Here is a 25,775-nt window from a genome sequence, read left to right on the forward strand (position 1 = left end):
CGCGTCGTGACCCTGAACATCACCATCGACCCGGAAGCCGCGGACGCGCCGTACGAGCAGGTGCGCGCCCAGATCTCCGAGCGGGCCCGCTCGGGCGAGCTGCCGGTGGGCTACCGGCTGCCTACGGTCCGGGGCCTGGCCGAGGAACTGGGCCTCGCGGCCAACACGGTGGCCAAGGCGTACCGGGCGCTCGAGAGCGACGGCGTGATCGAGACCCGGGGCCGCAACGGCACGTTCGTGGCGGCGGCGGGCGACGCGGCGGCCCGCCAGGCCGCGGCGGCGGCCGCGGCGTACGCGGCGGAGGTGCGCCGCCTCGGCCTCTCGCGGGAGGAGGCGCTCGCGGCGGCCAACGAGGCCCTGCGGGCGGCGTACGCCCGGACGGAGTGATGTTCCCCTGACCGGGGGCTCCGCCCCCGGACCCCCGCGCCTCAAACTCCCCCTACGGCCTGGCGGCCGTGGGAGGTGCCCCCAGCGGGGCTGCATTTGCAGCCCGTCCGGCGATTGAGGACACCGCGCGCAGCGCGGTACCGGGTCCGGGCGGAGCCCGGTTTCGGGAAGGGGCGGGGAGGGGAACGGCCCCGCGCAGCGGCCACCCCGCCCCGCCCCCCGCGTCACAGATACAGCCCCGCATCCGCCCCCGCCGACTGCGACGGCACCGACGCCGGAGACGTCCCGCGGCGCAGCGCGAACAGCTCCGCCAGCGTCGCGCCCTCGCGCCCCACGCCCTCCTCCGTGCCGAGCCAGGACACCGCCTCACCGCGCGTCAGCGGGCCGACCTCGATTCGGGCCAGGCAGCGGCCCGGGCGGACCACGGCCGGGTGGAGGCGCTCCAGGTCCTCGTTCGTCGTGACGCCGACCAGGACGTTGCGGCCCTGGCCCAGCAGACCGTCCGTCAGGTTGAGCAGGCGCGACAGCGCCTGGCCCGCCGTGTGCCGGGCCTCCCCGCGGATCAGCTCGTCGCAGTCCTCCAGCAGGAGGAGCCGCCAGCGGCCCTTCGCCGTGCCCTCGTCCTCGCCGATGGCGATGTCCATCAGGTAGCCGACGTCGTTGAACAGCCGCTCCGGATCAAGCACGCAGTCGACCTGGCACCAGTCGCGCCACGAGCGCGCCAGCGTGCGCAGCGCCGACGTCTTGCCGGTGCCGGGCGGGCCGTGGAGCAACAACAGCCGTCCGGCGATGTCGTCCGGGGTGACCTTCATCAGCCGGTCCATCGCGTCGGCCACCGGCGCCGTGTAGTTGGGCCGGATCTCCTCCCACGTGCCGGCGGAGATCTGACGGGTCGTGCGGTGCGGGCCGCGCCGCGGTGAGACGTACCAGAAGCCCATGGTGACGTTCTCCGGCTGCGGTTCGGGCTCGTCGGCCGCGCCGTCCGTCGCCTCGTCGAGCACCTTCTGGGCGAGCTCGGAACTGACGGCGGTCACCGTGACGTCCGCACCCCGGTTCCACCGCGACACGAGCAGGGTCCAGCCCTCGCCCTCGGCGAGTGTGGCGCTCCGGTCGTCGTCACGGGCCGACCGCAGCACGGACGCCGAGGGCGGCAGCAGCGTCGCGCCGGGCTTGACGCGGTCGATGGTCGAACTGTGCGAGTAGGGCTGCTCACCCGCCGCGAAGCGGCCGAGGAACAGCGCGTCGACGACGTCCGAGGGTGAATCGCTGTCGTCGACGTTGAGCCGGATCGGCAGGGCGTCATACGGGTTGGCAGACATACGCCCATGATCCGGCACTGCCCGGGGCGCCGCACCGTGTTTTGCCAGGTGCGGCGCCCCGTGGTGTCTCCCCCGGATCCGGCCACGGCCGACGGCCCGACACGTTGCCGGTCCCGGCCTTCTTTTACGGCTGTTGGGGCGTTCCGGGCCGTAACCTTCCCTTCGGTCGCCGTGATCGCTTTTAGACCAATGACCCGTCAGTAACATTCTTGGCATGGACACTTCCGACGAACCGGCTGCGCTGCTACGCAAGTTGAGGCAGAGATCCTGCTCAAGGGAGGTTCCATGAAACTGTCCCGAGTCGCGGCACTCTCATCCTCACTCCTCCTCGGCGCCGTTCTCGCTCTCACGGGAGCGGGCCCGGCGCAGGCCGATTCCACCGTCCAGGCCGTGGACTACGTGGCACTCGGTGACTCCTACTCCTCCGGTGTGGGAGCGGGCAGTTACGACAGCTCCAGCGGCAACTGCAAGCGCAGCACCCGCGCCTACCCCAAGCTCTGGGCGGCGAACAACTCCCCCTCGTCGTTCGCCTTCACCGCCTGTTCCGGTGCCCGCACCGGTGATGTGACCAGCGGTCAGCTGGGGCCGCTCAACTCGGCCACCGACCTCGTCTCCATCACGGTCGGCGGCAACGACGCGGGCTTCGCCGATGTGATGACCACCTGCGTCCTGGGCTCCGACGCCGAGTGCCTGGCCCGGATCGAGGAGGCCAGGCGCTACGTCGACACGACCCTGCCCGGCAAGCTCGACCAGGTGTACTCGGCGATCCGGGCCAAGGCGCCCGCCGCGCGGGTCGTCGTCCTCGGCTATCCGCGCTTCTACAAGCTCAACGGCAGCTGCTACGCCGGTATGAGCGAGATCAAGCGGTCCGCCATCAACGGGGCGGCCGACCACCTCAACGCGGCGACCGCCAAGCGCGCGGCCGATCACGGATACGACTTCGGCAGCGTCGTCGGTACGTTCACCGGACACGAGATCTGCTCCGGGGCCGCCTGGCTGCACAGCGTCAACTGGTTCAACATGAGCGAGTCGTACCACCCCACGGCATCCGGACAGTCCGGCGGCTACCTGCCCGTCTTCGCCTCCCAGGCCTGATCCGGCAACCGGTCTGCGCGTCGGGACCGGACGGCCTCCACCCCCCACCGTGCAACCCCAGGCCCTGCCCGCCCCGCCGGCCGGCAGGGCCTGCCTCGTCACCCGCCCAGCACAGCCCAGAGGAGCGCCGCGAGCGTCAGGAGGAGCAGCGCCACGCCTGCCGCCAGCACCGTCGCGGCACGGCGCGGATCGGCGGCGGACGGCGACGGGCCCGCGGACGGTCCGCTGCCGCCGACGTCCCGGTCGGCATCGTCCCGACCGGCATCGTCCCGGTCGGCATCGTCCCGGTCGGCATCGTCCCGGCCCGCGGGGGGCTGCGACGGCGGCGGTGCGCTCGCACGCGGGGCTCCGCCCGCGCTCGCCAGCCGCAGCCGGTGCTCGGCCTCCGGCGCCGGCATCCGCTCCGCCGCGTCCCGCCGCATCAGCCCCGCGATGACCGGCGCCAGCGCGCCCGCCCGCTCGGACAGCCCGACGTCCTCGCCCGCGTCAGGGGAGCGGCCCTCGACCGCCGCGTACAACAGGGCCCCGAGCGACCACAGATCCGCGTCGGCACCCCGCTCGCCGTCCGGTGCGGACTCCGGCGCCGTGCCGAAACCGGTCAGCATCACCCGGCCGTCGTTGGCGACGAGCACGTTGGCCGCCCTCACGTCGTGGTGCGCCACACCCGCCGCGTGGGCGGCGCGCAGGGCGGCGACGACCTCGGCGCCGATGTGCGCGACACGCGCGGGCGGCAGCGGTCCCTCCGCCTCCAGCACGTCCGACAGGGCGAGGCCGCGTACGAGTTCCCGCACGATCCAGGGGCGGCCGTCGTCGGTGACCACGTCGTGGACGGCGACCACATTGCGGTGCGAGACGCGGCCCGCGGTCCGCGCGGCCCGCTCCAGCCGTCCGTACAGCTCGCGCGCCGCCATGGCGTCGAGACCGGCCGGTGCGCGGACCTCCTTGACGGCGACCTCGCGGCCCAGCAGTTCATCGCGGGCCAGCCACGCCACGCCCGTACGGCCCTCGCCGAGCGCCCCGATCAGTCGGTAGCGCTCCGCAATCAGACGGTCGGCTCCCGGTGGTCCGCTCATGCCCTGTGCCCCCTGTCCGCAGTCAGCGCCGCAACACGGTGGAAACCCCTCGAATCTAGCTCAACTGTCCGGCGTATGACACAGGTTGACCAGCCATCAGTTCACCGGCCCGCTGTCGGGGCCGGTAGCGGTGGCCCAACTCGCCCTGAAATCAGTCATATTCGGAGAGTAACCGTCAACCTCCGTATGAGTGTGGTGAATCATGCGGCCGGGATACACGGGTGTCCCGCCGGGGAGATAGGGTTAATGTGCCCGAGCCGGGTGTCTCGTACGGGTGGGGAGTGACATGGATCAGATAACAGTTCGCAGCAGGCCCCGTGTGCCTGCCATCACGTGCGGAAGCGTCGCGACCAGTTCGCGCCTCGACCGCCACCTCTCGGTGCTCGGCGGCCCCGCCGTCCCGCAGCGCGAGGCCGCCGAGGCGACCCTGCTGATGCGCGAGCTGACCTCTCGCGACGTGCGGCACGGTCGCGGGAGCAAGAGCGCGCGCGTCTCGCTGTTCGCCCCGCTGCGGCGGCTGCGGCGCTCCCTTTTCGGCAGCCGCGGCTGACCGACCCCGCCCCGACCCCTTCCTTGCGCGACCGCTCAGGCGACCACACCGTCCCGGCGTAGCGCCGCCGCGGCCTCTTCCGTCACTCCCAGGGCCCGCAGCAGCGCGTCGGTGTGCTCGCCGAGCGAGGGAATCGCCCCCATCCGCGCCGGGGCCCCGCCCGGCAGCGTGATCGGGGGCAGCAGCGCCCGCAGCGGCCCGGCCGGCGAGTCGACCTCGCGCCATCGGTCGCGGGCGGCCAGCTGCGGATGCCCGGCCACGTCCGTCACGGTGTTCAGGCGCGCGCACGCGATGCCCGCGGCCTCCAGCCGGTCGATCGCGTCCTGCGTCGTCAGCCCCACCAGGGCCTTGGCCACCGCCGCGTCCGTACGCGCCCGGTTCGTGGTGCGCGCGGTGTTCGTGGCGAAGTCCGGGTCGTCGGCCAACTCCGGCCGCTCCAGCACCAGTTCGGCGAGCCGGCGCCACTCGCGGTCGTTCTGCACCGACAGCAGCACCTGACCGCCGTCGGCGGTGTCGTAGGCGTCGTAGGGGGAGATGACGGCGTGCGCGACGCCCGTGCGCGCCGGGGCCGCACCTCCGTGCATCCCGTGGTGGAGCGGGTGGCCCATCCACTCGGTCAGCGACTCCAGCATCGAGATCTCGACCGGGCCGCCGCGGCCCGTCGTGCCGCGCCGCAGCAGCGCCGCCAGAACGCCCGAGAAGGCGTACATCGCGGCGGCGATGTCGGCGGCCGGGATGCCGGCCTTCACCGGCTCGGTCGCGGTCCCCGTCACCGAGACCAGGCCGGCCTCGCACTGCACGAGCATGTCGTACGCACGCTTGTGCGCGTACGGGCCTCCCGCGCCGTAGCCCGAGATGTCCACGGCGATCAGCCGGGGGTGGCGGGCGCACAGGGCCGCGGCGTCGAGGCCGAGCCGGGCCGCCGTGCCCTGTGCGAGGTTCTGCACGAACACGTCGGCGTCCGCGACGAGCCGGTGCACGATGTCCAGGCCCCGCGGGTCCTTGAGGTCGACGGCGATCGACTCCTTGCCGCGGTTGCACCAGACGAAGTGCGAGGCGAGCCCGCGGGCCGCGGTGTCGTAGCCGCGAGCGAAGTCGCCGCCGTCGGGGCGCTCGACCTTGATCACACGCGCGCCGAGGTCGGCGAGCTGGCGCGTGGCGAACGGCGCGGAGACGGCCTGCTCGACGGCGACGACCGTGATGCCGTCCAGGGGCAGTGGCTGTTGGCTCATAGGCCGTGTCTAATGTGCGGCGACCGTCTTTGTCACCCCTTCATGAAGCCGGCCGGCCGACTTGTCCACGACGTCCCCTTGACGGGTGTGCTTCTCGGGGGGCGCTGCGCCTTGGTGTGTCGGGGCGCTGCCCCGAGCCGCGCGCCTCAATCGCCGGCGGGACTGAATGTGCGCGGGGCAGGGAACGTCACAGCAGGGCGAACTGGCCGTCCGGGCCCTCCTCCGGGTGATCCAGGACCGATGCCGGCCGGCGTGCCGGCCCCGGCGGGGGCAGCACCCCCGCCGCGCGCAGCTCCGCCGCCCCGATCCGGGCGCCCTCCGCCAACCGCTTCCGCTCCGGCTCCAGTTCCGCCAGCAGCGCCAGCACCGTGATCAGTTCCAGGAGCTCGGACGTCCACTCCTGTGGCCAGGACGCCGGCCGCAGCGCCTCCAGGGAGCCCGGTTCCCCGACGGCCGTGCGCTGCGCGAACCACAGCTCCAGCACCCGGACGCCACCCGCCTGGAAATCCCAGGCGCCGCGCGGCACCGGCGCGACGCGGCCCGCGTCGCCGATGATCAGCGTCTCCTCGTCGGCGTCGTACGCGAGCGCCTCCGGCCGAGCGGGCAGGGCCGCACGCACGTAGGGGCGCCGGCCGCCCGGCAGCCTCGGGCGCTCCCCGCCGCGCGCGCCGCGCAGCTGGATCCGCATCGCCCGCCGGCCGAGCTCCACTCCCGCCGCCCACACGGAGGCGTCGGCGGTCAGCGGCACGACGCACCCCGCCGGGGAGGCGACGGCCGACGCCAGGGCCCAGCAGACCAGGTCCTCGGCGTCCACCCCGTGTCCGTACCGGTCCGCGAGGAGTTCCAGCAGCCCCGGGGAGACGTTCGGCTCCAGCGCGCCCGGCCTGCGGTACAGGGGACGGATCCGGCCAGGGCGGCCCGCCGGCGAGCGCCCGTCCGGCAGCAGCGCCGTCACGACGAGCGCGGGCCCGGCGGCCTTGGGCACGTGGCCCTGCTCGACGACGAAGAGCTGCCGGTCGTCGCGCACGCGCCACAACTCCGGCCGGGCCGCATCGATCAGCCGGTGGTCCGGTATCAGCCACTGCTCGTCGAACGCGCCGTGCAGCACGCGCACCGGCTCCGGGCAGCGGCCCCGCTCGCGGGCGATCCGCCCGGTCCCGGTCGGCTGTCCCGGCAGCTGTGCGACCGCGCTGTGCGGCGTACGCGCCCGGGTGGGCCCGAACAGGGCCTCGCGCTCGGCCCCGTCCGCCTGTACGAGCGCGTCCCAGCGGGCCCGCAGGGACGCGGCGTCCGGCGCCGTCACCCAGCCCCGGCCCAGCCGCAGCGGCGCCACGGACCAGGGCATGAGGTCGTCGAGCAGCGGCGCGTCGTCCTCGGTGAGAGCAGTCACCGTCCGCATGCTAGTCACGTTCTCGGCCGTGAACGACGGAGCTCGTCCGCCCGGTCGTTCCCCATGAGGCCGTTCAGTCCGCGGCGTCCACGGTGACCGTGAAGGAGAACCGGTCGCCGCGGTAGCGGATGCGGGCCACGTCGACGACCCGGCCGTCCTCGTCGTACGTCACCCCGGTGTAGTGCAGGATCGGGCTGAGCAGCGGCACCCGCAGCAGCTCCGCCGTCTGCGGGTCGGCCAGCCGCGCCTCCACCGTGTCCGTGATCCGGCTGATCCGGACGCCCAGCACGTCCCGCAGCACCTTCGTCATCGGCCAGCGCTCCAGGTCGGCGCACTCCACACGCCCCGCGAACTCCGGACGCAGCGCGTTCTCCGCCCAGTTGGTGGGCTCGCCGCTGTCGCCGTCGCAGCGCAGCCGCCGGAACACCACGACCTCGTCCTCGTCCGGGAAGAACTCGGCCAGTTCGCCCGGGACCGGCTGCGGACCGTGGCCGAGGACCGTGGTGCGCTCGCCCGACTGCTGGGCCACGATCGCGTCGATCGAGCCCAGCAGCCGCCTGGGGGCGCTCCGCCGCGCCCCCGGCTCGATGAAGGTGCCGCGCCTGCGGTGGCGGGTGATGAGCCCCTCCTCCTCGAGCTCTTTCAGCGCCTGGCGCATGGTGAGCACGCTCACCCCGTAGTGCTGGGCGAGCTGTTCCTCGGTGGGCAGCCGCAGCGGCGCCTCGGGCGCACGGCCCAGTATCGAGGCGCGCAGCGACTGCGAGACCTGGTACCACAGCGGCAGCTTGCGGTTCAGGACGAGCGAGTCCGGGGCGAAGGAGGTCACGGCATCTCCGTACTACGGCCGGAAGTGGCGCTCAAGACCCTGCCACACGGTGTCGTAGCCCTTCTGCAGGTGGTCGGCGTTCGCCGCCTGCTCGGTCGCGATCACCGGCCAGCGGGTCTCGAACATGAAGGCGAGGCCATTGTCGACCTTCTGCGGCTTCAGCTCGACGGAGCTCGCCCGGTCGAAGGTCTCGCGGTCGGGGCCGTGCGCCGACATCATGTTGTGCAGTGAGCCGCCGCCGGGGACGAAGCCTTCGGCCTTCGCGTCGTACGCGCCCTCGATCAGGCCCATGTACTCGCTCATCACGTTGCGGTGGAAGTACGGCGGGCGGAAGGTGTCCTCGCCCACCAGCCAGCGCGGCGCGAAGACCACGAAGTCGACGCCGGCGAGGCCGGGGGTGTCGGACGGCGACGTCAGCACCGTGAAGATGGACGGGTCGGGGTGGTCGTAGGAGATCGTGCCGATGACGTTGAAGCGGCGCAGGTCGTAGACGTAGGGGACGTGGTTGCCGTGCCAGGCGACGACGTCGAGCGGCGAGTGGGTGTACGTCGCGGTCCACAGGTTTCCGCAGAATTTGTTGACCACCTCGACCGGGCCCTCGACGTCCTCGTAGGCGGCGGCCGGGGCGAGGAAGTCGCGGGGATGGGCGAGGCCGTTGGCGCCGATCGGGCCGAGGTCGGGCAGCTGGAACGGCTGCCCGTAGTTCTCGCAGACGTAGCCGCGGGCGGTCTCGTCCAGCAGCTCCACGCGGAAGCGCACGCCGCGGGGGACGATCGCGACCTCGCCGGGCCGCGCGGGCAGCAGGCCGAACTCGGTCACCAGCAGCAGGCCGCCGCGCTCGGGGACGATGAGCAGCTCGCCGTCCGCGTTGCTGAACACCCGCTCCATGGAGGCGTCGGCGTGGTACAGGTGCACGGCCATGCCGGTGCGCTGGGTCACATCGCCGTTGCCGCCGAGCGTCCACAGGCCGGCGAGCCAGTCCGTGCCGGGCGCGGGGTCCGGCAGCGGGTTCCACCGCAGGCGGTTGGGGTCGGGGACGGTCTCGGTGAACGGGGCTGTGCGGATGCGGCCGTTGTCGGTGCGGACGAACGCCGGGTGCATGGCCGAGGGGCGGATGCGGTACAGCCAGGAGCGGCGGTTGCGGGCGCGGGGCTCGGTGAAGGCGGTGCCGCTGAGCTGTTCCGCGTAGAGGCCGAGCGGGGCGCGCTGCGGTGAGTTCCGCCCGTGCGGGAGGGCGCCGGGGACCGCCTCCGAGCTGTGCTCGTTGCCGAAGCCGGACAGGAACGACTCGTCGCCGAGTCCCTCCACAAGTTTGCGCGTCTCGTCGATACCGCTCATCGCCCGCTCCTGGTGCCGAGGGATTCCGTTCCCGTACCCATTCCTATGGACAACCGTAGGATTGCAGGACCGCCCCGTCAACGGCAACGGGACGGCATCATGGTCCGCGTGTCCCAGCCACCTCTGCGCCGTACGCCCGTGCAGCAGCGCAGCGCCGACCGGCTCGCGCGCATCCTGGACGCCTGCGCCGAACTCCTCGACGCCTGCGGCTACGAGGAGTTGTCCACGCGCGACGTGGCGGCGCGGGCCGGTGTCCCGATCGGCTCCGTCTACCGTTTCTTCGGCAACAAACGGGCGCTGGTGGAGGCGCTCGGGCACCGCAATCTCGACCGGTACGCCGAGCGGGTCGCGGGCCGCCTCGTCCCGCTGCCGGCGGGCGACTGGCGCGGCGCCGTCGACGTCATGCTCGACGAGTACCTGGCGATGAAGCGCACGGTCCCCGGATTCGCGCTGATCGACTTCGGCGTGCAGCTCCCGGTCGGCGCGCCGGTCGCGGGCCCCAACGACGAGGTCGCCGACCGGCTCGTCCGCCTGTTCGCCGTCCACCAGGGGCGTGAGCCCGACGCGCGGCTGCGGCGCGCGGTCCTCGTCGCGGTCGAGGCGGCGGACGCGCTGCTGCAACTGGCCTTCCGGGTGAGCGGGACGGGGGACGAGGGGATCGTGGGGGAGACGCGGCTGCTGCTGCGGGCGTACCTCGCGGACGTGCTGGACGCACCTCGGCAGGAGGAGTGAAGGGCCCGCCCTGCGGAACCCCGTGCCCCCCATTCTCCTGCGGAGGGCGGTTCTTCGCGTCCGTACGCCGCACCCCCTCCCGCCCGTGCATACCGGTCGGTATGCTCGGCCGGGACAGCACGCCCACCGTGCCGCCCGCCCCGGGGGAGGACCCGTGTCCCGCACCGCACCTGCCGCTCGTACCGCGACGAACGCACCGCCCGCCGATCGAGTCGCCCGCACCGCACCGCGCATCTGCCCGTTGTGCGAGGCCACCTGCGGGCTCACCCTGACCATCGAGGGCACCCGCGTCACGAGTGCGCGCGGTGACCGGGAGGACGTCTTCAGCGAGGGCTTCATCTGCCCCAAGGGCGCCTCGTTCGGCGAGCTCGACGCCGACCCCGACCGGCTGCGCACCCCGCTCGTGCGCGAGAACGGCCGCCTGCGCGAGGCGACGTGGCAGGAGGCGTTCGACCTCGTCGCCGCCCGCGTGCGACCGCTGATCGAGCAGTACGGACCCGACGCCGTGGGTGTCGTCCTCGGCAATCCCAACGTGCACACCATGGCCGGCGGCCTCTACCCGCCGGTCCTGCTGTCCACCCTGCGCACGCGCAACATCTTCAGCGCCTCCACCCTCGACCAGATGCCCAAGCACGTCTCCAGCGGACTGCTCTACGGCAGCGCCGTCGCCATCCCCGTCCCCGACCTCGACCGCACCGACCACCTGCTCCTCCTCGGCGCCAACCCGCTCGAGTCCAACGGCAGCCTGTGCACCGCACCCGACTTCCCCGGCAAGCTGAAGGCGCTGCGCCGCCGCGGCGGCACGCTCACCGTCGTCGACCCGCGCCGCACCCGCACCGCCCGGCTCGCCGACCGGCATGTCGCGATCCGCCCCGGCACCGACGCGCTCCTGCTCGCCGCCCTCGCCCACGTCCTGTTCGCGGAGGAGCTGACCGACCTCGGCGCCCTCGCCGGGCACGTGGAGCAGGTCGGCGACGTCGAGGCGGCGGTGCGGGACTTCACCCCGGAAGCCGTGGCCGCCGCCTGCGACATGGACCCCGAGGAGATCCGTACGATCGCCCGGGAGCTGGCCGCCGCGCCGACGGCCGCCGTCTACGGCCGCATCGGGAGCTGCACCGTGGAGCACGGCACCCTCGCGAGCTGGCTCGTCGACGTCCTCACCATCCTCACCGGCAACCTCGACCGGCCGGGCGGCGCCCTCTTCCCCCTCGCCGCCACCGACAAGGCCCCACGGCCCGCCGGGCCCGGCAAGGGCTTCGCACTCGGCCGCTGGTCGAGCCGTGTCGGCGGACACCCCGAGGCCAAGGGCGAACTTCCCATCGCCACACTCGCCGAGGAGATCGAGACACCCGGCGACGGGCGGATCCGCGCCCTCATCGCGATCGCGGCCAACCCGGTCCTCTCCGCCCCCGACGGCAACCGCCTCGACGCGGCGCTGAGCGGCCTGGACTTCATGGTCAGCATCGATCCGTACCTGAACGAGACCTCGCGCCACGCCGACGTGGTGCTGCCCCCGCCGCCCCCGTCCCAGAGCGCCCACTTCGACTTCGCCTTCAACGCCCTCGCCGTGCGCAACCAGGTGCGCTACACGCCCGCCGCCGTCCCCCTGGAGGACGGGCTGATGGACGAGTGCGAGATCCACGCCCGGCTCGTCCTCGCGGTCGGCGGCATGCACGGCGCCGAACCGTCCGCCGTCGACGACATGGTCGTCCAGCGCTCCCTCGCCAAGGCCGTCGCCGACCCGCACTCACCCGTGCACGGCCAGGACGCGGCCGAGCTCGCCGCCGAGCTCACCGGCGGCAGCGGAGCCGAGCGCCGGCTGGACCTGATGCTGCGGCTCGGCCCGTACGAGCTGACCCTCGCCAAGCTCCTGGAGAACCCGCACGGCATCGACCTCGGCCCGCTCCAGCCGCGCGTCCCGCAGGTGCTGCGGACCCGCAGCGGGCGCATCGAGTTGCTGCCCGCGCCGATCGCCGCCGATCTGCCGAGGCTCCGCAGCGCCCTCGACCGGCGTCCCGACGGGCTCGTCCTCGTCGGCCGCCGCCACCTGCGCTCCAACAACAGCTGGCTGCACAACGTGCCGGCACTGGGCGGCGGGTCCAACCGCTGCACCCTGCACGTCCACCCCGACGACGCGGCCCGCCTCGGCCTCGCGGACGGCGCGATGGCCGCGATCACCGCGGACGGCGGCCGGGTGGAGGCTCCCGTGGAGATCACCGAGGACGTCCGCCCGGGCGTCGTGAGCCTGCCGCACGGCTGGGGTCACGACCGCCCGGGCACCCGGCTCTCGGTCGCCTCCGCCCGGCCCGGGGTCAACGTCAACCAGCTGCTCGACGGCTCCCGGCTCGACCCCCTGTCCGGCACGGCGGTGCTCAACGGCTTCCCCGTCGAGGTCGCGCCCATGGGCTGACCAGGGGTTTTGCTCGTATTGCTCGCATGTCAACACCTTGTTAACGGCAATTGACGACACCTAACGTCATGCGGACCGCCGCCCTGGCGGAGTTCAAGGATGAACGTGAGGTGTCCCCCATGCTGACAATCCTCGGCTTCGCCATGATTGCGACCTTCCTGGTCCTGATCATGATGAAGAAGATGTCGCCGATAGCGGCGCTGGTCCTCATCCCCGCGCTGTTCTGCGTCATCGTCGGAAAGGGCGCGCACCTCGGGGACTACGTCCTCGAGGGCGTCGGCAATCTCGCGCCCACGGCCGCGATGCTGATGTTCGCGATCGTCTACTTCGGCGTCATGATCGACGTGGGCCTGTTCGACCCGATCGTCCGGGGCATCCTGCGCTTCTGCAAGGCGGACCCGCTGCGCATCGTGATCGGTACGGCGCTCCTGGCCGCCATCGTCTCGCTGGACGGTGACGGCTCGACGACCTTCATGATCACGGTCTCGGCGATGTATCCGCTCTACAAGCGCCTGAAGATGAGCCTGGTCGTCATGACCGGCATCGCAGCCACCGCGAACGGCGTCATGAACACCCTGCCCTGGGGCGGCCCGACCGCCCGTGCGGCGACCGCGCTCAAGCTCGACGCGGGCGACATCTTCGTCCCGATGATCCCGGCCCTCGGCGTCGGCCTCCTGTTCGTGATGGTCCTCGCGTACGTCCTCGGCCGGCGCGAGCGCAAGCGCCTCGGCTACCTCTCCCTGGACGAGGTCCTGGAGCCCGCGACCGAGACCGTGCTGGTGAAGACCGGCGGCGGTGACCGGACGAAGCCGGCCGCGGGCGGCGGTTCCGGTGCGGGCGCGTCGGACACCGGGAGCGACGCGTCCGACGGCAGGAACGCAGCCGAGGACGACGACGAGGGCTTCCAGGGACTCGACCCCCACCGCGCCACGCTGCGCCCGAAGCTCTACTGGTTCAACCTCGGGCTCACCGTCGCGCTCCTCGCCTCCATGATCATGGAGCTGCTGCCCATCCCGGTGCTCTTCCTGCTCGGTGCGGCTCTCGCCCTCACGGTCAACTTCCCCCGCATGACCGACCAGAAGGCCCGCATCGCCGCCCACGCCGACAACGTCCTCAACGTCGCCGGCATGGTCTTCGCCGCCGCCGTCTTCACCGGCGTCCTCACCGGCACCGGCATGGTCGAGCACATGGCCGACTGGCTCGTCGGCGCGATCCCCGAGGGCATGGGCCCGCACATGGCCCTCGTCACCGGCCTGCTGAGCCTCCCGCTCACGTACTTCATGTCCAACGACGGCTTCTACTTCGGCGTCCTGCCCGTCCTCGCCGAGGCCGGCGCCGCCCACGGAGTCTCCCCGCTGGAGATCGCCCGCGCCTCGCTCGTCGGCCAGGCTCTCCACATGTCGAGCCCGCTGGTGCCCGCCGTGTACGTCCTGGTCGGCATGGCCAAGGTCGAGTTCGGCGACCACACCCGCTTCACCGTCAAGTGGGCCGCGCTCACCTCGCTGGTGGTCCTCGGCGCCGGCATGCTCTTCGGAATCATCTGACGTGACGGACTCCCGGGGCTGGCTGCTGCGCCTCGTCGTCGCGTTCGTGCGCACCCCTGCTGCCCGTCGGCGTCGCCCTGATATCCGGCGGATGCGCCCTCAGCGGTACGGCGGGCTCGCTCGCGGCGATGGCCGCGTGGAGCGGGGTCATGGGGCTCGGCCACCTGTGCTTCGTCATCGGCGCCCAGTCGATCGTCGCCCGGCAGTCCGCACCCGCCGAACAGGACCGCAACTTCGGCCACTTCACCATCGGCGCCTCGCTCGGCCAGCTCGTGGGGCCGGTCGCGGCCGGTGCCGTGATCGGCGGCGACCTGGCCCGTACGAGCGGATGGGCGCTGCTCGCCGCGGCCGGCGTCGGCGCCGTGTCCCTCGCCTCGCTGTGGCGCATCGAGCACCGCGCCGCGCCACGGCCGCGCGCCGATCGCGCCACGGTGCCCGTACGCGGCATCCTGCGCACCCGTGGCGTACCCGCCGGAATCCTCATCAGTCTCGCGGTGCTCTCCGCGACCGACATCCTCACGGCGTACCTGCCGGTGATCGGTGAACACCGGGGCATCGCGCCCGCCGTGGTCGGGGTGCTGCTCAGTCTGCGGGCGGCGGCCACCATCGCCTACCGGCTGGTGATGGACCCGATGATCCGGCTCATGGGCCGTAGGGGCCTGCTCGCCACGACGTGCCTCGTCGGCGGCCTGCTGTGCGGCGGCATCGCGCTGCCCGTTCCGCTGTGGGCGCTCGCCGTGATGCTGATCCTGCTGGGCTTCTGCCTCGGCGCCGGCCAGCCGCTGTCGATGACGACGGTGGTGCAGGCGGCGCCGGCCGACGCGCGGTCGACCGCGCTCGCCCTTCGCCTGACCGGCAACCGCCTCGGCCAGGTCGCGGCACCGGCGGGCGCCGGCCTGGTCGCCGGCCTCGCGGGGGCCGCCACGCCGTTCATTCTGATCGGGGCGCTGCTGGTGCGGTCGTCGGCGGCCGCCCTCCGTCGCCCCCACCCGTCCCCGCGCCACCCCGCGGCGTCCTCCCGCCGACGGACCCCGGACCGCGCCGCGGCCGAGGGCGGCGACCGGAACGCGTAGCGGCCGGGCGGCCGATGGCGCATCCGCGAGCGGCCCGGGACGCTCCCGTACGCCTGGCCGTTACCCGCCCGACGCCCCGGTTGCCTCTGGCGCGAGAAAACTAACATCGCTAGTTTGGGTCGCGGACACGACCGCGACGCGTGGAGGAAAGCGATGAAGGCGCACGACGGCATGTACATCGGCGGCCAGTGGCGGCCCGCCGCCACCACCGACACCATCGCGGTGATCGACCCTGCCAGCGAGCAGGTCATCGCCCATGTGCCCGCCGGCACCGCGGAGGACGTCGACGCCGCCGTACGCGCGGCCCGCGCCGCGTTCCCCGCCTGGGCGGCCACCCCTCCGGCCGAGCGCGCCGCCCTGCTCACGGCCCTGCGCGACGAACTGGCCCGCCGTCAGGACCTGATCGCCGCGACCGTCACCGCCGAGCTCGGCGCGCCGCCCGCACTCGCCCAGGCCGTCCACACCGGCATGCCGCTGCTGGTCGCCGGCTCGTACGCCGAACTCGCCGCCGAGTACTCCTTCGAGGAGACGCTCGGCAACTCCACGGTCCTCATGGAGCCCGCCGGCGTCGTCGCCGCAATCACGCCGTGGAACTACCCACTGCACCAGGTCGTCGCCAAGGTCGCCCCGGCGCTCGCCGCCGGATGCACCGTGGTCCTCAAGCCCGCCGAGGACACCCCGCTGACCGCACAGCTCTTCGCCGAGGCCGTCCACGACGCGGGCATACCCGCCGGAGTGTTCAACCTGGTCACCGGCCTCGGACCGGTCGTGGGCCAGGCCCTCGCCGCACACGAGGACGTCGACCTCGTGTCCTTCACCGGCTCGACGGCCGTGGGCAGGCAGGTCGGCGCGACCGCCGGCGCCGCGGTCAAGCGCGTCGCCCTGGAACTCGGCGGCAAGTCCGCGAACGTCATCCTGCCCGGCGCCGACCTCGCGAAGGCCGTGAACGTCGGCATCGCCAACGTCATGTCCAACTCCGGCCAGACCTGCAGCGCGTGGACCCGGATGCTCGTGCACAAGGACCGATACGACGAGGCCGTCGCGGTGGCCGCCGCCGCGGTCGCCAAGTACGTGCCCGGTGAACGGGTCGGCCCCCTCGTCAACGCCAAACAGCAGCAGCGGGTCCGCGGCTACATCGAGAAGGGCATCGCCGAGGGCGCCCGCCTCGTGGCCGGCGGCCCCGACGCGCCGCTGGAGACCGGCTACTACGTCAGCCCGACCGTCTTCGCCGACGTCACCCCCGGCATGACGATCGCCCAGGAGGAGATTTTCGGCCCGGTCGTCTCGATCCTGAAGTACGAGGACGAGGACGACGCGCTCGCCATCGCCAACGGCACCGTCTACGGACTGGCCGGCGCCGTCTGGGCGTCGGACGAGGCCGAGGCGGTCGCGTTCGCCCGGCGCATGGACACCGGTCAGGTCGACATCAACGGCGGCCGGTTCAACCCGCGTGCTCCCTTCGGCGGTTACAAGCAGTCCGGGGTCGGGCGAGAACTCGGCCCGCACGGTCTCGCCGAGTACCTCCAGACCAAGTCCCTCCAGTTCTGAGCCGGGAGACACCATCGTGGTCCGCGCCGCAGTCCTGTCCGCCGTCGGCTCCCCTCTGGAGGTCGCCGAGATCTCGTTGCCCGAGCCCGGCCCCGGCCAGGTCCGGGTCCGCCTCGCCGCCGCCGGGGTGTGCCACTCCGACCTGTCCCTGTCCGACGGCACCATGCGCGTGCCGGTCCCCGCCGTCCTCGGCCACGAGGGTGCCGGCACCGTCGTCTCCGTCGGCGAGGGCGTCACCCACGTCGCACCCGGAGACGGCGTCGTCCTCAACTGGGCGCCGTCGTGCGGCAGCTGCCACGCCTGCTCGATCGGGGAGGTCTGGCTGTGCGCCGACGCCCTGACCGGCGCGGGGCGGGTCCACGCCGTCACCGCGGACGGCACCGAACTGCATCCCGGGCTGAACGTGGCCGCGTTCGCCGAGGAGACCGTCGTCGCGGCCAACTGCGTGCTCCCCGCGCCCGCGGGCGTGTCCCTGATCGACGCGGCGCTCCTCGGCTGCGCCGTGCTCACCGGGTACGGGGCCGTCCACCACTCCGCCCGTGTGCGCGAGGGCGAGTCGGTCGTCGTCCACGGCGTCGGCGGGGTGGGCCTCGCCACGCTCCAGGCGGCCAGGATCGCGGGTGCGGCCACGGTCATCGCGGTCGACGTCTCGCCGGAGAAGGAGGAACTGGCCCGCCGGGCGGGGGCCACGGAGTACGTGATCGCGTCCGACACCACGGCGAAGGAGGTGCGCCGGCTGACCGGCGGGCGGGGCGCGGACGTCGCGATCGAGTGCGTCGGCCGCGCGACGACGATCCGCGCGGCCTGGGACTCCACCCGCCGCGGCGGCCGCACCACGGTCGTCGGCATCGGCGGCAAGGACCAGCAGGTCACGTTCAACGCCCTGGAGCTCTTCCACTGGGGCCGTACGCTGTCGGGCTGCGTCTACGGCAACTCCGACCCGGAGCGCGACCTCCCGGCCCTCGCGTCCCACATCCACGAGGGCACCCTCGACCTGGCCGCGCTGGTGACGGACCGCATCGGCCTGGAGGACATCCCGTCGGCGTTCACAGCGATGCGCGAGGGCCGTGGGGGGCGGGCGCTGGTGGTGTTCTGACGTCCCCCGGGCGGGCCCGGCCCCCACAGGCCCGTGCGCCCGGCGCGCCCAGAGCCGTGGGCCTCCGGGGCCTGCCGAGCGGGCCGTGGCCGGGTCCCATGGCCCGTGCGCTCGGGTGGGCACTGGTGTTCTTCCCCCAGCCCGCCCCTTCCCGTTACCGGGGCAAGCCCCGGACCCCGCAGGGCACGCTGGCGCGCCCGTTTTCGGCGCCCGCTCCGGGTCCGGGCCCACGGGCCGGTTCCGCCGGGCCCCGTTCGGCGCTCGCCGTCGTGCGGTGGTTCCGCGCGCGACCCTCGGCGCCTCAGGCCCGGGTCAGGGACCGGCCCCGGGCGCCCCGGCGGGTCGCTGGCCGGGACGGGGCCTGGGGCGGAGCCCCAGGTCGGGGAGGGGCGGGGTGGGGAAACATGCGTGAACCGTTGACTCCATACCCACCGGTCGGTACGGTCCCCGCACTCCTCGTCCCCGCATCCATGGAGTGCACGCATGGACACCGCACCCCCGAACCGCCGCCGCGTCGCCACCGCCGCCGCTCTCGCCTCCGCCGTCGAGTGGTACGACTACTTCGTCTTCGGCATAGCCGCCGCCCTCGTCCTCGGCGATCTCTACTTCCCCGCCGGCAGCGCGTCCGCCGGCGTCCTCGCCGCCTTCGCCACCTTCGCCGTGGGCTTCCTCGCGCGCCCCGTCGGCGGCATCATCGCCGGCCAGCTCGGCGACAAGCACGGCCGCAAGCCCATGCTGGTCCTCGCGCTGACCCTGATGGGCGTCGCCACCGCCGGGATCGGGCTCCTCCCCACGTACGAGACCATCGGCATCGCCGCTCCCGTCGTCCTCGTGCTGCTCCGGATCGTCCAGGGCATCGCCGTCGGCGCCCAGTGGGGCGGCGCGATGCTGATGGCGACCGAGTACGCCCCCGAGGGCAAGCGCGGCCTGTACGGCAGCCTCGTCCAGCTCGGCGTCCCCATCGGCGTGGTCACCGCCAACACCGTCTTCCTCGTGGCCGGTTCGCTCACCAGCGACGCCGCGTTCGCCTCCTGGGGCTGGCGGGTCCCGTTCTTCGTCGGGTTCCTCGTCATCGGCCTCGCCTGGTACATCCACACCCGCGTCGAGGAGACTCCCGCGTTCCGCGAGGCCGAACGCGCCCTCGCCGCACAGGAGAAGAGCGAACGGCGTTCGCCGCTGCGCACCATCCTGCGCAGCCACCTCGGCACCGTGCTCCTCGCCGGCGGCTCCTTCGCCGTCAACACCGCGACGTTCTACATCATCATCACCGGTGTGCTCGACTACGCGACCCGCGAGCTCGAGATGAAGCGCAGCGCGGTGCTCGCGGTCTCCCTGTGCATCAGCCTCACCCAGCTCGCACTGATCCCCGCGGCGGCGTCGCTGTCCGACCGCATCGGGCGGCTGCGCATCTACGCGGCCGGCGCGGTGGGCCTGCTGCTGTGGGCGGTGCCGATGTTCCTGCTCATCGACACGGCGTCACTGCTGTGGCTCGCCGTCGGCACGTTCGTCACGAGCTGCTTCCTCAGCATCATGTACGGACCCCAGGCCGCCCTGTTCGCCGAGCTGTTCACCGCCGAGATGCGCTACACCGGCGCCTCGCTCGGCTACCAGATCGCTGCGGTCTTCGGAGGCGGCCTGGCGCCGTTCATGATGGTGCTGCTGCTGGAGGCCACCGGCACGTCGATGGCCGTCTCCGGCTACATCATCGGGCTGGCCGTGATCGCCCTGATCTCGATCAGGATTCTCGCCTTGCGGGCCGCGAAGGCGGCTGCCCCGGCGACGCCGGAGGTGAAGCAGCCGACTCCCGCGGAGTGACGGGCGCCCCGGCCGCGGACCCCTTCCGCGGCCGGGACCGCGACACCGCCACGCCCGCCAGACACAGCGCACCGCCCGCCAGCGTCAGCAGCGCGGGCACCTCGTCCAGCACCAGCCAGGACATCAGCACCACCAGAGCCGGGACGGCGTACGTGGTCGCTCCCATCCGGCCCGCGGTCGTACGCGCCAGGGCATAGGCCCAGGTCGTGAAGGCGAGCGCGGTCGGGAACACGCCGAGGTAGACCATGTTCAGCGTGGCGGACACCGGGGCACGGGCCGCCTGGTCCGCCAGCTGCCCCGCGAACGGCAGACACGCCACCGCGCCGACCAGACACCCGAACGTCGTCACCTGCAACGCGCTCGCGTGCGCCAGCGCCGGCTTCTGGGACACGACCCCGCCCGCGTACCCGACCGCCGCGAGCAGGCACAGCAGGACGCCCAGCGTGGACGCGCCGCCCTCGCCGGACATCGACAGGCCGACGACCACCGCGCCGGCGAACGACACCGCCATGCCCGCCACCAGCCGGGGCGGCAGTCCCTCGCCCAGCAGCCGCGCGCCGAGCAGGGCGATGAGCACGGGGCCGATGTTGACGACCATCGCCGCCGTGCCCGCGTCGACCTCCTGCTCGCCCCAGTTGAGCACCACCATGTAGACGCCGAACCACAGCAGTCCGGACACCGCGATGCCGGGCCAGGCGGCCCGGGGCGGCAGCCCCTCCCGGCGCACCAGCAGCACGCAGCCCAGTGCGAGGGACCCGGCGATCAGTCGGCCGAGGGCGAGGGCGCCGGGGGAGTACGCCTCGCCGGCGCTGCGGATGGACACGAAGGCGGAGGCCCACAGCACGACGGTGACGCCCGCGGCGACGAGGGCGGGCCACTTCGCGTGCGGCGTGCGGCGTATCGGATTCGTCATGGAGCGACCGTACGGCCCGGACCCTTCGGCGCTCACCGCAGTATCGCGGGCTCGATGCCCAGCAGCCGGCCGAGCGCGCGCTCGCCCTCCGCCGTCACCTTCACCGCCCGTTCCGAGCCGATCCGCACGCACCAGCCGGCGTCCAGGGCGTGGCGGCACAGACGTGCCCCGGCGAGCCCGGCGAGGTGCGGTTTTCGCTCGGTCCAGTCCAGGCAGCCCCGTACGAGCGGCCGACGCCCCGTGCGCTCCAGCGGCACCCCGAGTTCGTCGAACCACCGCGCGCCCCGCTCCGTGAGGGCGAACCCGGCGTCCTGGCTGAGCAGGCCCCGCTCCGTCATGGCGCCGGTGATCGTGATGCCGAGCCGCCCGGCGAGATGGTCGTAACAGGTGCGGCCCCGCGCCATGGCGGCGGCGACGGTCGACTCGCGCAGTCCGCGCGGCGGGCGGGCCGGCCCCTCCGGCGCGGCGTACGCGGCCAGTTCCTCGACGAGGTGCGCCACCCGGTCGTCGGCGAGCCGTACGTAGCGGTGCCGGCCCTGGCGCTCCTCGTCCAGCATCCCGCCGGCGACGAGCCTGCCGAGGTGCTCGCTGGCCGTCGACGCGGCGACCCCGGTGTGCCGCGCGAGTTCTCCCGCGGTCCAGGCCCGGCCGTCGAGCAGCGCGAGGCAGATCCCGGCGCGGGTCTCGTCGGCGACGAGCGCGGCGAAGGCGGCGAGGTCACGGGAGGAGGCCATGCCCCCAGGATGCGTCAGTGACGGTTCGGCGCGGGCCGAAGTGTCTCGTACTGGATCGCGAGGCCGTCGAGCAGCGCGCGCAGCCCGGTCTCGAACGCGCCCTCGTCCACCTTCTCCTGGCGGTCGGCGAGCAGGTGCGCCTGACCCAGGTGCGGATAGTCGGCCGGGTCGTACGCGGCCGCGTCGTCGACGAAGCCGCGGGCGAAGGAGCCGAGCGCCGAGCCGGTGATGAAGTAGCGCATCAGTGCGCCGATGTGGGTGGCCTGGGCCGGCGGCCAGCCCGCGCGGACCATGGCGCCGAAGACCGCGTCGGCGACCTTGAGGCCCGCCGGCCGGCGGCCGGGGCCGCGGGCCAGCACGGGGACGGTATGGGGGTGGGCGGTCAGCGTGGCCCGGTAGGAGACGGCGTAGTCGTGCAGGGCCGTGCGCCAGTCGCGGGGGTCGTCCTCCCGGAACATCGACAGGTCGACCTGGGCGCTGACCGCGTCGGCGACGGCGTCGAGGATCTCGTCCTTGTTGCGGAAGTGGTTGTAGAGCGAGGGGCCGCTGACGCCGAGTTCGGCGGCGAGGCGGCGGGTGGACACCGCGTCGAGTCCCTCCGCGTCCACGAGCGCGCTCGCCGTCTCGACGATGCGTTCTCTGCTGAGGAGGGGCTTGCGCGGTCGGGCCATGCGGCACATAGTAGGGCCTGCCGAAAAGAAACTAGCAGTGATAGTTAAATTGGGGTGACCGCACATGAACCTGGAGCTCGGTGAGGAGCAGGCGGCCGTACGGCAGCTCGCCCGGGACTTCGTCGCCCGCGAGATCGCCCCGCACGTCGTCGCGTGGGACCGCGCCGAGAGCGTCGACCGGGGCATCGTGAAGAAGCTCGGCGCGCTCGGCTTCCTCGGGCTCACCGTCGACGAGGAGCACGGCGGCTCGGGCGGCGACCATCTCGCGTACTGCCTGGTCACGGAGGAGCTGGGCCGCGGTGACTCCTCGGTGCGCGGCATCGTCTCCGTCTCGCTCGGACTGGTCGCCAAGACCGTCGCCGCGTACGGCACCGAGGAGCAGAAGCGCCGGTGGCTGCCGCGCCTGACGGCGGGCGATGCCGTCGGCTGCTTCGGCCTCACCGAGCCCGGCACCGGCTCCGACGCGGGGAACCTCGCCACCAGGGCCGTGCGCGACGGCGGCGACTACGTGATCAACGGCGCCAAGATGTTCATCACCAACGGCACCTGGGCCGACGTGGTGCTGCTCTTCGCCCGCACCGGCGACGCCCCCGGGCACAAGGGCGTATCCGCCTTCCTGGTCCCCACGGACACGCCCGGACTGACCCGCCGCACGATCCACGGCAAGCTCGGACTGCGCGGCCAGGCCACCGCCGAGCTGGTCCTCGAGGACGTCCGGGTGCCGGCCGGCGCCCTGCTCGGGCGCGAGGGCAAGGGCTTCTCCATCGCCATGTCCGCGCTCGCCAAGGGCAGGATGTCGGTCGCCGCGGGCTGCGTCGGCATCGCCCAGGCCGCGCTGGACGCGGCCGTCGGGTACGCGGGCGAGCGCGAGCAGTTCGGCAGGCCCATTGCGCACCACCAGCTGGTCCAGGAGCTGATCAGCGACATCGCCGTCGACGTGGACGCCGCCCGGCTGCTGACCTGGCGGGTCGCCGGTCTCGTCGACCGCGGCGAGGACTTCGCCACCGCCGCGTCCAAGGCCAAGCTCTTCGCCTCCGAGGCCGCGGTCCGCGCCGCGAACAACGCCCTCCAGGTCTTCGGCGGCTACGGCTACATCGACGAGTACCCGGTCGGCAAACTGCTGCGCGACGCCCGCGTGATGACCCTCTACGAGGGCACCAGCCAGATCCAGAAGCTGATCATCGGCCGGGCGCTCACCGGGGTCTCCGCGTTCTGAGCGCGCCGCGGGCGGCGGGTGAGTACGCCGTCTGAGTACGAGCGCGCATGTGGGCCGCCGGCGCGGGCGCGACCCTGTGCCCATGAGTGAGACACCGGTCAAGCAGCAGAACACCGCGGCGTACTACGGCCAGGCGGTCGCCTCCTTCGCCATCGCGCTCGGGGCCGTCGCCGTCGGCATCTTCAACCTGGAGGCCGACGCCTGGGTGCGCGCCTTCCTCGGCATCGCCGTCCTCTACCTGACCACCTCCGCCTTCACCCTCGCCAAGGTGGTCAGGGACCGGCAGGAGGCCGGGCAGATCGTCAGCCGCGTCGACCAGGCCAGGCTGGAGAAGCTGCTGGCCGAGCACGACCCGTTCCAGAAGCTCTAAGCGCCCGCTCACCGTCACGGTATGGTGTTCGCCTGACCAGGGAAGGGGCGAGCGATGAGTGCGGCGGACCAGACGGCCGAAGACGAGAAGCCGTGGGACGAGGTCACCCCGGAGGCGGCCCGGAAGTTGCTCGTCGCCGCGGTCGAGGCGTTCGCGGAGCGCGGCTACCATGCGACCACGACCCGTGACATCGCGGGCCGGGCCGGCATGAGCCCGGCGGCGCTCTACATCCACTACAAGACCAAGGAAGAGCTGCTCCACCGGATCAGCAGGATCGGGCACGACAAGGCCCTGGAGATCCTCTCGGCGGCGTACGAGGGCGAAGGCACGCCCACCGAGCGGCTCGCCGACGCCGTACGGTCCTTCGTCCGCTGGCACGCCGGTCGGCACACCACGGCGCGGGTCGTGCAGTACGAACTGGACGCGCTCGGCGACGCCCACCGCACCGAGATCATCGCGCTGCGCCGCGAGACCGACGCCGTGGTGCGCCGCCTGCTCGAAGAGGGCGTCGCGGCGGGCGAGTTCGACGTGCCCGACGTGCCCGGCACCACCGTCGCCGTACTGTCGCTCTGCATCGACGTGGCGCGGTGGTTCAACACGCAGGGGCGGCGGACGCCCGACGAGGTCGGCGTGTTCTACGCCGACCTCGTCCTGCGGATGGTGGGGGCTCAGAAGAAGTAGCGGGACACGGACTCCGCCACGCACACCGGCTTGTCGCCGCCCTCCCGTTCGACGGTGACGAGGGCGGTCACCTGCACGCCGCCGCCCGCCTCCACCACGTCCTGGAGGACGGCCGTGGCGCGCAGCCGCGAGCCGACCGGCACCGGGGCGGGGAAACGCACCTTGTTGGTGCCGTAGTTGATGCCCATCTTCATGCCCTCGACCCGCAGCACCTGCGGCACCAGGGCGGGCAGCAGCGACAGCGTCAGATAGCCGTGGGCGATCGTCGTCCCGAAGGGGCCGCTCGCCGCGCGCTCGGCGTCGATGTGGATCCACTGGTGGTCGCCGGTGGCGTCGGCGAAGAGGTCGATCCGCTTCTGGTCGACCTCCAGCCAGTCGCTGTGTCCGAGCTGCTCGTCGACCCCGGCGCGCAACTCCTCGGGGGAGGTGAAGATCCTCGGCTCTGCCATGGTGCTGGTCCCTGCCTCTCACGTCTCCGAAACCCATGTCTAAGCGCTTGCTCAGCATGCTGGCGGAGCGGCCGACTTGTCAACGGACGACGAGTAGGCTTCGAGGAGTGCCACAGATTCCCGAGAAGATCCACGAGCTCACGGTCGGCCAGCTCGCCGCGCGCAGCGGCGCGGCCGTGTCCGCCCTGCACTTCTACGAGTCCAAGGGCCTGATCAGCAGCCGCCGCACCGCCGGAAACCAGCGCCGCTACAGCAGGGACGCGCTGCGCCGCGTCGCGTTCGTGCGGGCCGCGCAGCGCGTCGGCATCCCGCTCGCCACGATCCGCGACGCCCTCGCCGAACTGCCCGAGGAACGCACCCCCGACCGCGCGGACTGGGCCCGCCTGTCGGCGGCGTGGCGCAGCGAACTGGACGAGCGGATCAAGCAGTTGGGCCGCCTGCGGGACCACCTGACGGACTGCATCGGCTGCGGCTGCCTCTCGTTGCAGACCTGCGTGCTGTCCAACCCGGACGACGTCTTCGGCGAGCGGCTGACCGGCTCCCGTCTCCTTCCGGAACGCCGCAGCGCGAAGCCGGACCACGCCTGAGCCGGGTCGCGCGAGGTCCCGGGCCCCCGACCCGGGACCGGCGTCCCTCACGCGACCGAGGCGAGCTCCCGCCGCGCCGCGCGCTTCGCCGCGGTGACCGCCTCCCGCGTCAGGACGGGCTGCGGCACCACGATCCCGCAGCCGGCGCAGACCGGGCCGGCGAACGGCTCGTGCGCCAGGTCCTGCCGCCACACGATGTGCGTTCCCCTGCACACCGGGCATGCGTCCCCGGGCTCCGTCTCCAGCGCGCCGATCAGCTTGCGCAGCACCTCGTCCAGCGGCTCCGAGGGATGCGTCCCGGGACTGTCGCAGCGCGCGACCCCGTTCCCGCCCCACGTCCTGCGGTGCCAGTCGTCGATGTGGCCGGGCCGCCGCAGCCCCTCGTGCTTCTCCCGTTTGCGGCGGTCCGCGAAGTTCTCCTCGTACGCGAGCCATACCGCCCGCGCCTGCTCCAACTCCTCCAGCGCGGCCACCAGCCGCGCCGGATCGGGGGCCCTGTCCTCGGGCTCGATCCTGTGCCTCACGCACAGGTGGTCCCAGGTGGCCCGGTGCCCATAAGGGGCGAACCTCTCCAGGCACTTGCGCAGTGAGTAGCGCCGCAGCGCCAGGTCGCACCGCACGTCCCGCACCTGTCTCGCAAGACTCCGGAAACCGGCCATCGCGTCGACACCTCCGTCGCTGGTACATCGGCGTTGAGGAATGGACGTAGGAGTGCCCGTTTCGGCT

Annotated in this window: 24 protein-coding genes and 1 pseudogene; 14 read left to right on the forward strand and 11 right to left on the reverse strand. The window is 73.0% G+C overall.

Translation table 11 applies throughout. The features are described from left to right. Positions 1 to 6: 6 nt before the first annotated feature. Entirely contained in the window at positions 7 to 387 is a 381-nt protein-coding gene (locus tag ACLB9X_RS26645; protein ID WP_410362950.1) for a GntR family transcriptional regulator, read from the forward strand. A gap of 224 nt (positions 388 to 611) precedes the next feature. Here the strand turns inward: ACLB9X_RS26645 and ACLB9X_RS26650 are convergent, their stop codons facing one another. Beyond that, complete coding sequence (locus ACLB9X_RS26650; RefSeq protein WP_307716242.1) at positions 612 to 1,706, reverse strand: DUF5925 domain-containing protein; 1,095 nt, start codon at positions 1,704 to 1,706, stop codon at positions 612 to 614. Positions 1,707 to 1,991: 285 nt separating this feature from the next. Here ACLB9X_RS26650 and ACLB9X_RS26655 point away from each other — a divergent pair, with 285 nt between their 5' ends. Next, on the forward strand, positions 1,992 to 2,801 hold the full coding sequence (locus ACLB9X_RS26655) for an SGNH/GDSL hydrolase family protein (RefSeq protein WP_410362951.1): 810 nt from the start codon (positions 1,992 to 1,994) through the stop codon (positions 2,799 to 2,801). Between the two features lie 98 nt (positions 2,802 to 2,899). On the opposite strand, the gene ACLB9X_RS26660 is transcribed toward ACLB9X_RS26655, so the two are convergent. Next, positions 2,900 to 3,874, reverse strand: coding sequence for a serine/threonine-protein kinase (locus tag ACLB9X_RS26660; protein ID WP_410362952.1), 975 nt, complete (start codon positions 3,872 to 3,874; stop codon positions 2,900 to 2,902). A gap of 286 nt (positions 3,875 to 4,160) precedes the next feature. Between ACLB9X_RS26660 and ACLB9X_RS26665 the strand changes: the two genes are divergently transcribed. Beyond that, a complete protein-coding gene (locus ACLB9X_RS26665; protein WP_410362953.1) occupies positions 4,161 to 4,424 on the forward strand; it encodes a hypothetical protein in 264 nt (87 codons plus the stop codon). Positions 4,425 to 4,459: 35 nt separating this feature from the next. On the opposite strand, the gene ACLB9X_RS26670 is transcribed toward ACLB9X_RS26665, so the two are convergent. The 4 genes from ACLB9X_RS26670 to hmgA all read right to left on the reverse strand — a co-directional run bounded on the left by ACLB9X_RS26670 (position 4,460) and on the right by hmgA (position 9,210). After that, positions 4,460 to 5,656, reverse strand: coding sequence for a CaiB/BaiF CoA transferase family protein (locus tag ACLB9X_RS26670; RefSeq protein ID WP_410362954.1), 1,197 nt, complete (start codon positions 5,654 to 5,656; stop codon positions 4,460 to 4,462). A 187-nt stretch (positions 5,657 to 5,843) separates the two neighbouring features. Next, complete coding sequence (locus tag ACLB9X_RS26675; RefSeq protein ID WP_410362955.1) at positions 5,844 to 7,055, reverse strand: type ISP restriction/modification enzyme; 1,212 nt, start codon at positions 7,053 to 7,055, stop codon at positions 5,844 to 5,846. A gap of 64 nt (positions 7,056 to 7,119) precedes the next feature. Continuing rightward, positions 7,120 to 7,872 (reverse strand): GntR family transcriptional regulator, encoded by a 753-nt coding sequence (locus ACLB9X_RS26680; protein WP_410362956.1) that lies wholly within the window; start codon positions 7,870 to 7,872, stop codon positions 7,120 to 7,122. A 12-nt stretch (positions 7,873 to 7,884) separates the two neighbouring features. Continuing rightward, positions 7,885 to 9,210 (reverse strand): homogentisate 1,2-dioxygenase, encoded by a 1,326-nt coding sequence (gene hmgA / locus ACLB9X_RS26685; protein ID WP_410362957.1) that lies wholly within the window; start codon positions 9,208 to 9,210, stop codon positions 7,885 to 7,887. Positions 9,211 to 9,309: 99 nt separating this feature from the next. Here hmgA and ACLB9X_RS26690 point away from each other — a divergent pair, with 99 nt between their 5' ends. The 7 genes and pseudogenes from ACLB9X_RS26690 (at position 9,310) to ACLB9X_RS26720 (ending at position 19,428) form a co-directional block, all read left to right on the forward strand. Then, positions 9,310 to 9,942, forward strand: coding sequence for a TetR family transcriptional regulator (locus ACLB9X_RS26690; RefSeq protein ID WP_410362958.1), 633 nt, complete (start codon positions 9,310 to 9,312; stop codon positions 9,940 to 9,942). A gap of 154 nt (positions 9,943 to 10,096) precedes the next feature. Beyond that, a complete protein-coding gene (locus ACLB9X_RS26695) occupies positions 10,097 to 12,352 on the forward strand; it encodes a molybdopterin oxidoreductase family protein (RefSeq protein ID WP_410362959.1) in 2,256 nt (751 codons plus the stop codon). Positions 12,353 to 12,471: 119 nt separating this feature from the next. After that, positions 12,472 to 13,896, forward strand: coding sequence for a CitMHS family transporter (locus tag ACLB9X_RS26700; RefSeq protein WP_410362960.1), 1,425 nt, complete (start codon positions 12,472 to 12,474; stop codon positions 13,894 to 13,896). 47 nt (positions 13,897 to 13,943) lie between these two features. Then, a pseudogene (locus ACLB9X_RS26705) lies at positions 13,944 to 14,969 on the forward strand (MFS transporter); the annotation flags it as partial. A 153-nt stretch (positions 14,970 to 15,122) separates the two neighbouring features. After that, on the forward strand, positions 15,123 to 16,517 hold the full coding sequence (locus ACLB9X_RS26710) for an aldehyde dehydrogenase family protein (protein WP_410362961.1): 1,395 nt from the start codon (positions 15,123 to 15,125) through the stop codon (positions 16,515 to 16,517). A gap of 16 nt (positions 16,518 to 16,533) precedes the next feature. Next, the gene (locus tag ACLB9X_RS26715; protein ID WP_410362962.1) at positions 16,534 to 17,613 is read left to right on the forward strand and encodes a zinc-binding dehydrogenase; all 1,080 of its coding nucleotides are present in this window, start codon (positions 16,534 to 16,536) and stop codon (positions 17,611 to 17,613) included. Positions 17,614 to 18,096: 483 nt separating this feature from the next. Then, complete coding sequence (locus ACLB9X_RS26720) at positions 18,097 to 19,428, forward strand: MFS transporter (RefSeq protein WP_410362963.1); 1,332 nt, start codon at positions 18,097 to 18,099, stop codon at positions 19,426 to 19,428. On the opposite strand, the gene ACLB9X_RS26725 is transcribed toward ACLB9X_RS26720, so the two are convergent. Genes ACLB9X_RS26725 through ACLB9X_RS26735 form a run of 3 tightly spaced genes read right to left on the reverse strand, consistent with a single transcriptional unit; the run spans position 19,349 to position 21,746 of the window. Then, positions 19,349 to 20,341, reverse strand: coding sequence for a DMT family transporter (locus ACLB9X_RS26725; protein WP_410362964.1), 993 nt, complete (start codon positions 20,339 to 20,341; stop codon positions 19,349 to 19,351). The genes ACLB9X_RS26720 and ACLB9X_RS26725 overlap by 80 nt on opposite strands. A gap of 32 nt (positions 20,342 to 20,373) precedes the next feature. Continuing rightward, entirely contained in the window at positions 20,374 to 21,075 is a 702-nt protein-coding gene (locus ACLB9X_RS26730; protein ID WP_410362965.1) for an ArsR/SmtB family transcription factor, read from the reverse strand. A 14-nt stretch (positions 21,076 to 21,089) separates the two neighbouring features. After that, positions 21,090 to 21,746, reverse strand: coding sequence for a TetR/AcrR family transcriptional regulator (locus ACLB9X_RS26735; protein ID WP_410362966.1), 657 nt, complete (start codon positions 21,744 to 21,746; stop codon positions 21,090 to 21,092). Positions 21,747 to 21,810: 64 nt separating this feature from the next. Between ACLB9X_RS26735 and ACLB9X_RS26740 the strand changes: the two genes are divergently transcribed. The 3 genes from ACLB9X_RS26740 (at position 21,811) to ACLB9X_RS26750 (ending at position 24,013) form a co-directional block, all read left to right on the forward strand. Continuing rightward, positions 21,811 to 22,962, forward strand: a complete 1,152-nt coding sequence (locus tag ACLB9X_RS26740) for an acyl-CoA dehydrogenase family protein (protein ID WP_410362967.1) — start codon at positions 21,811 to 21,813, stop codon at positions 22,960 to 22,962. 82 nt (positions 22,963 to 23,044) lie between these two features. Beyond that, positions 23,045 to 23,332 carry a YiaA/YiaB family inner membrane protein gene (locus ACLB9X_RS26745; protein ID WP_365995596.1) on the forward strand — a complete coding sequence of 96 codons (288 nt, stop codon included), beginning with the start codon at positions 23,045 to 23,047 and terminating at the stop codon, positions 23,330 to 23,332. 54 nt (positions 23,333 to 23,386) lie between these two features. After that, positions 23,387 to 24,013 carry a TetR/AcrR family transcriptional regulator gene (locus ACLB9X_RS26750; protein WP_410362968.1) on the forward strand — a complete coding sequence of 209 codons (627 nt, stop codon included), beginning with the start codon at positions 23,387 to 23,389 and terminating at the stop codon, positions 24,011 to 24,013. On the opposite strand, the gene ACLB9X_RS26755 is transcribed toward ACLB9X_RS26750, so the two are convergent. Further along, entirely contained in the window at positions 24,001 to 24,462 is a 462-nt protein-coding gene (locus ACLB9X_RS26755; RefSeq protein ID WP_410362969.1) for a MaoC family dehydratase, read from the reverse strand. The genes ACLB9X_RS26750 and ACLB9X_RS26755 overlap by 13 nt on opposite strands. Positions 24,463 to 24,569: 107 nt before the next feature. Between ACLB9X_RS26755 and soxR the strand changes: the two genes are divergently transcribed. Continuing rightward, on the forward strand, positions 24,570 to 25,049 hold the full coding sequence (soxR, locus tag ACLB9X_RS26760) for a redox-sensitive transcriptional activator SoxR (RefSeq protein WP_410362970.1): 480 nt from the start codon (positions 24,570 to 24,572) through the stop codon (positions 25,047 to 25,049). 47 nt (positions 25,050 to 25,096) lie between these two features. Here the strand turns inward: soxR and ACLB9X_RS26765 are convergent, their stop codons facing one another. Beyond that, the gene (locus ACLB9X_RS26765) at positions 25,097 to 25,708 is read right to left on the reverse strand and encodes a hypothetical protein (protein ID WP_410362971.1); all 612 of its coding nucleotides are present in this window, start codon (positions 25,706 to 25,708) and stop codon (positions 25,097 to 25,099) included. Positions 25,709 to 25,775: the final 67 nt, after the last annotated feature.

The organism is Streptomyces sp. 5K101 (genome assembly GCF_046506645.1).
In the GTDB taxonomy this organism is placed as follows: Bacteria; Actinomycetota; Actinomycetes; order Streptomycetales; family Streptomycetaceae; genus Streptomyces.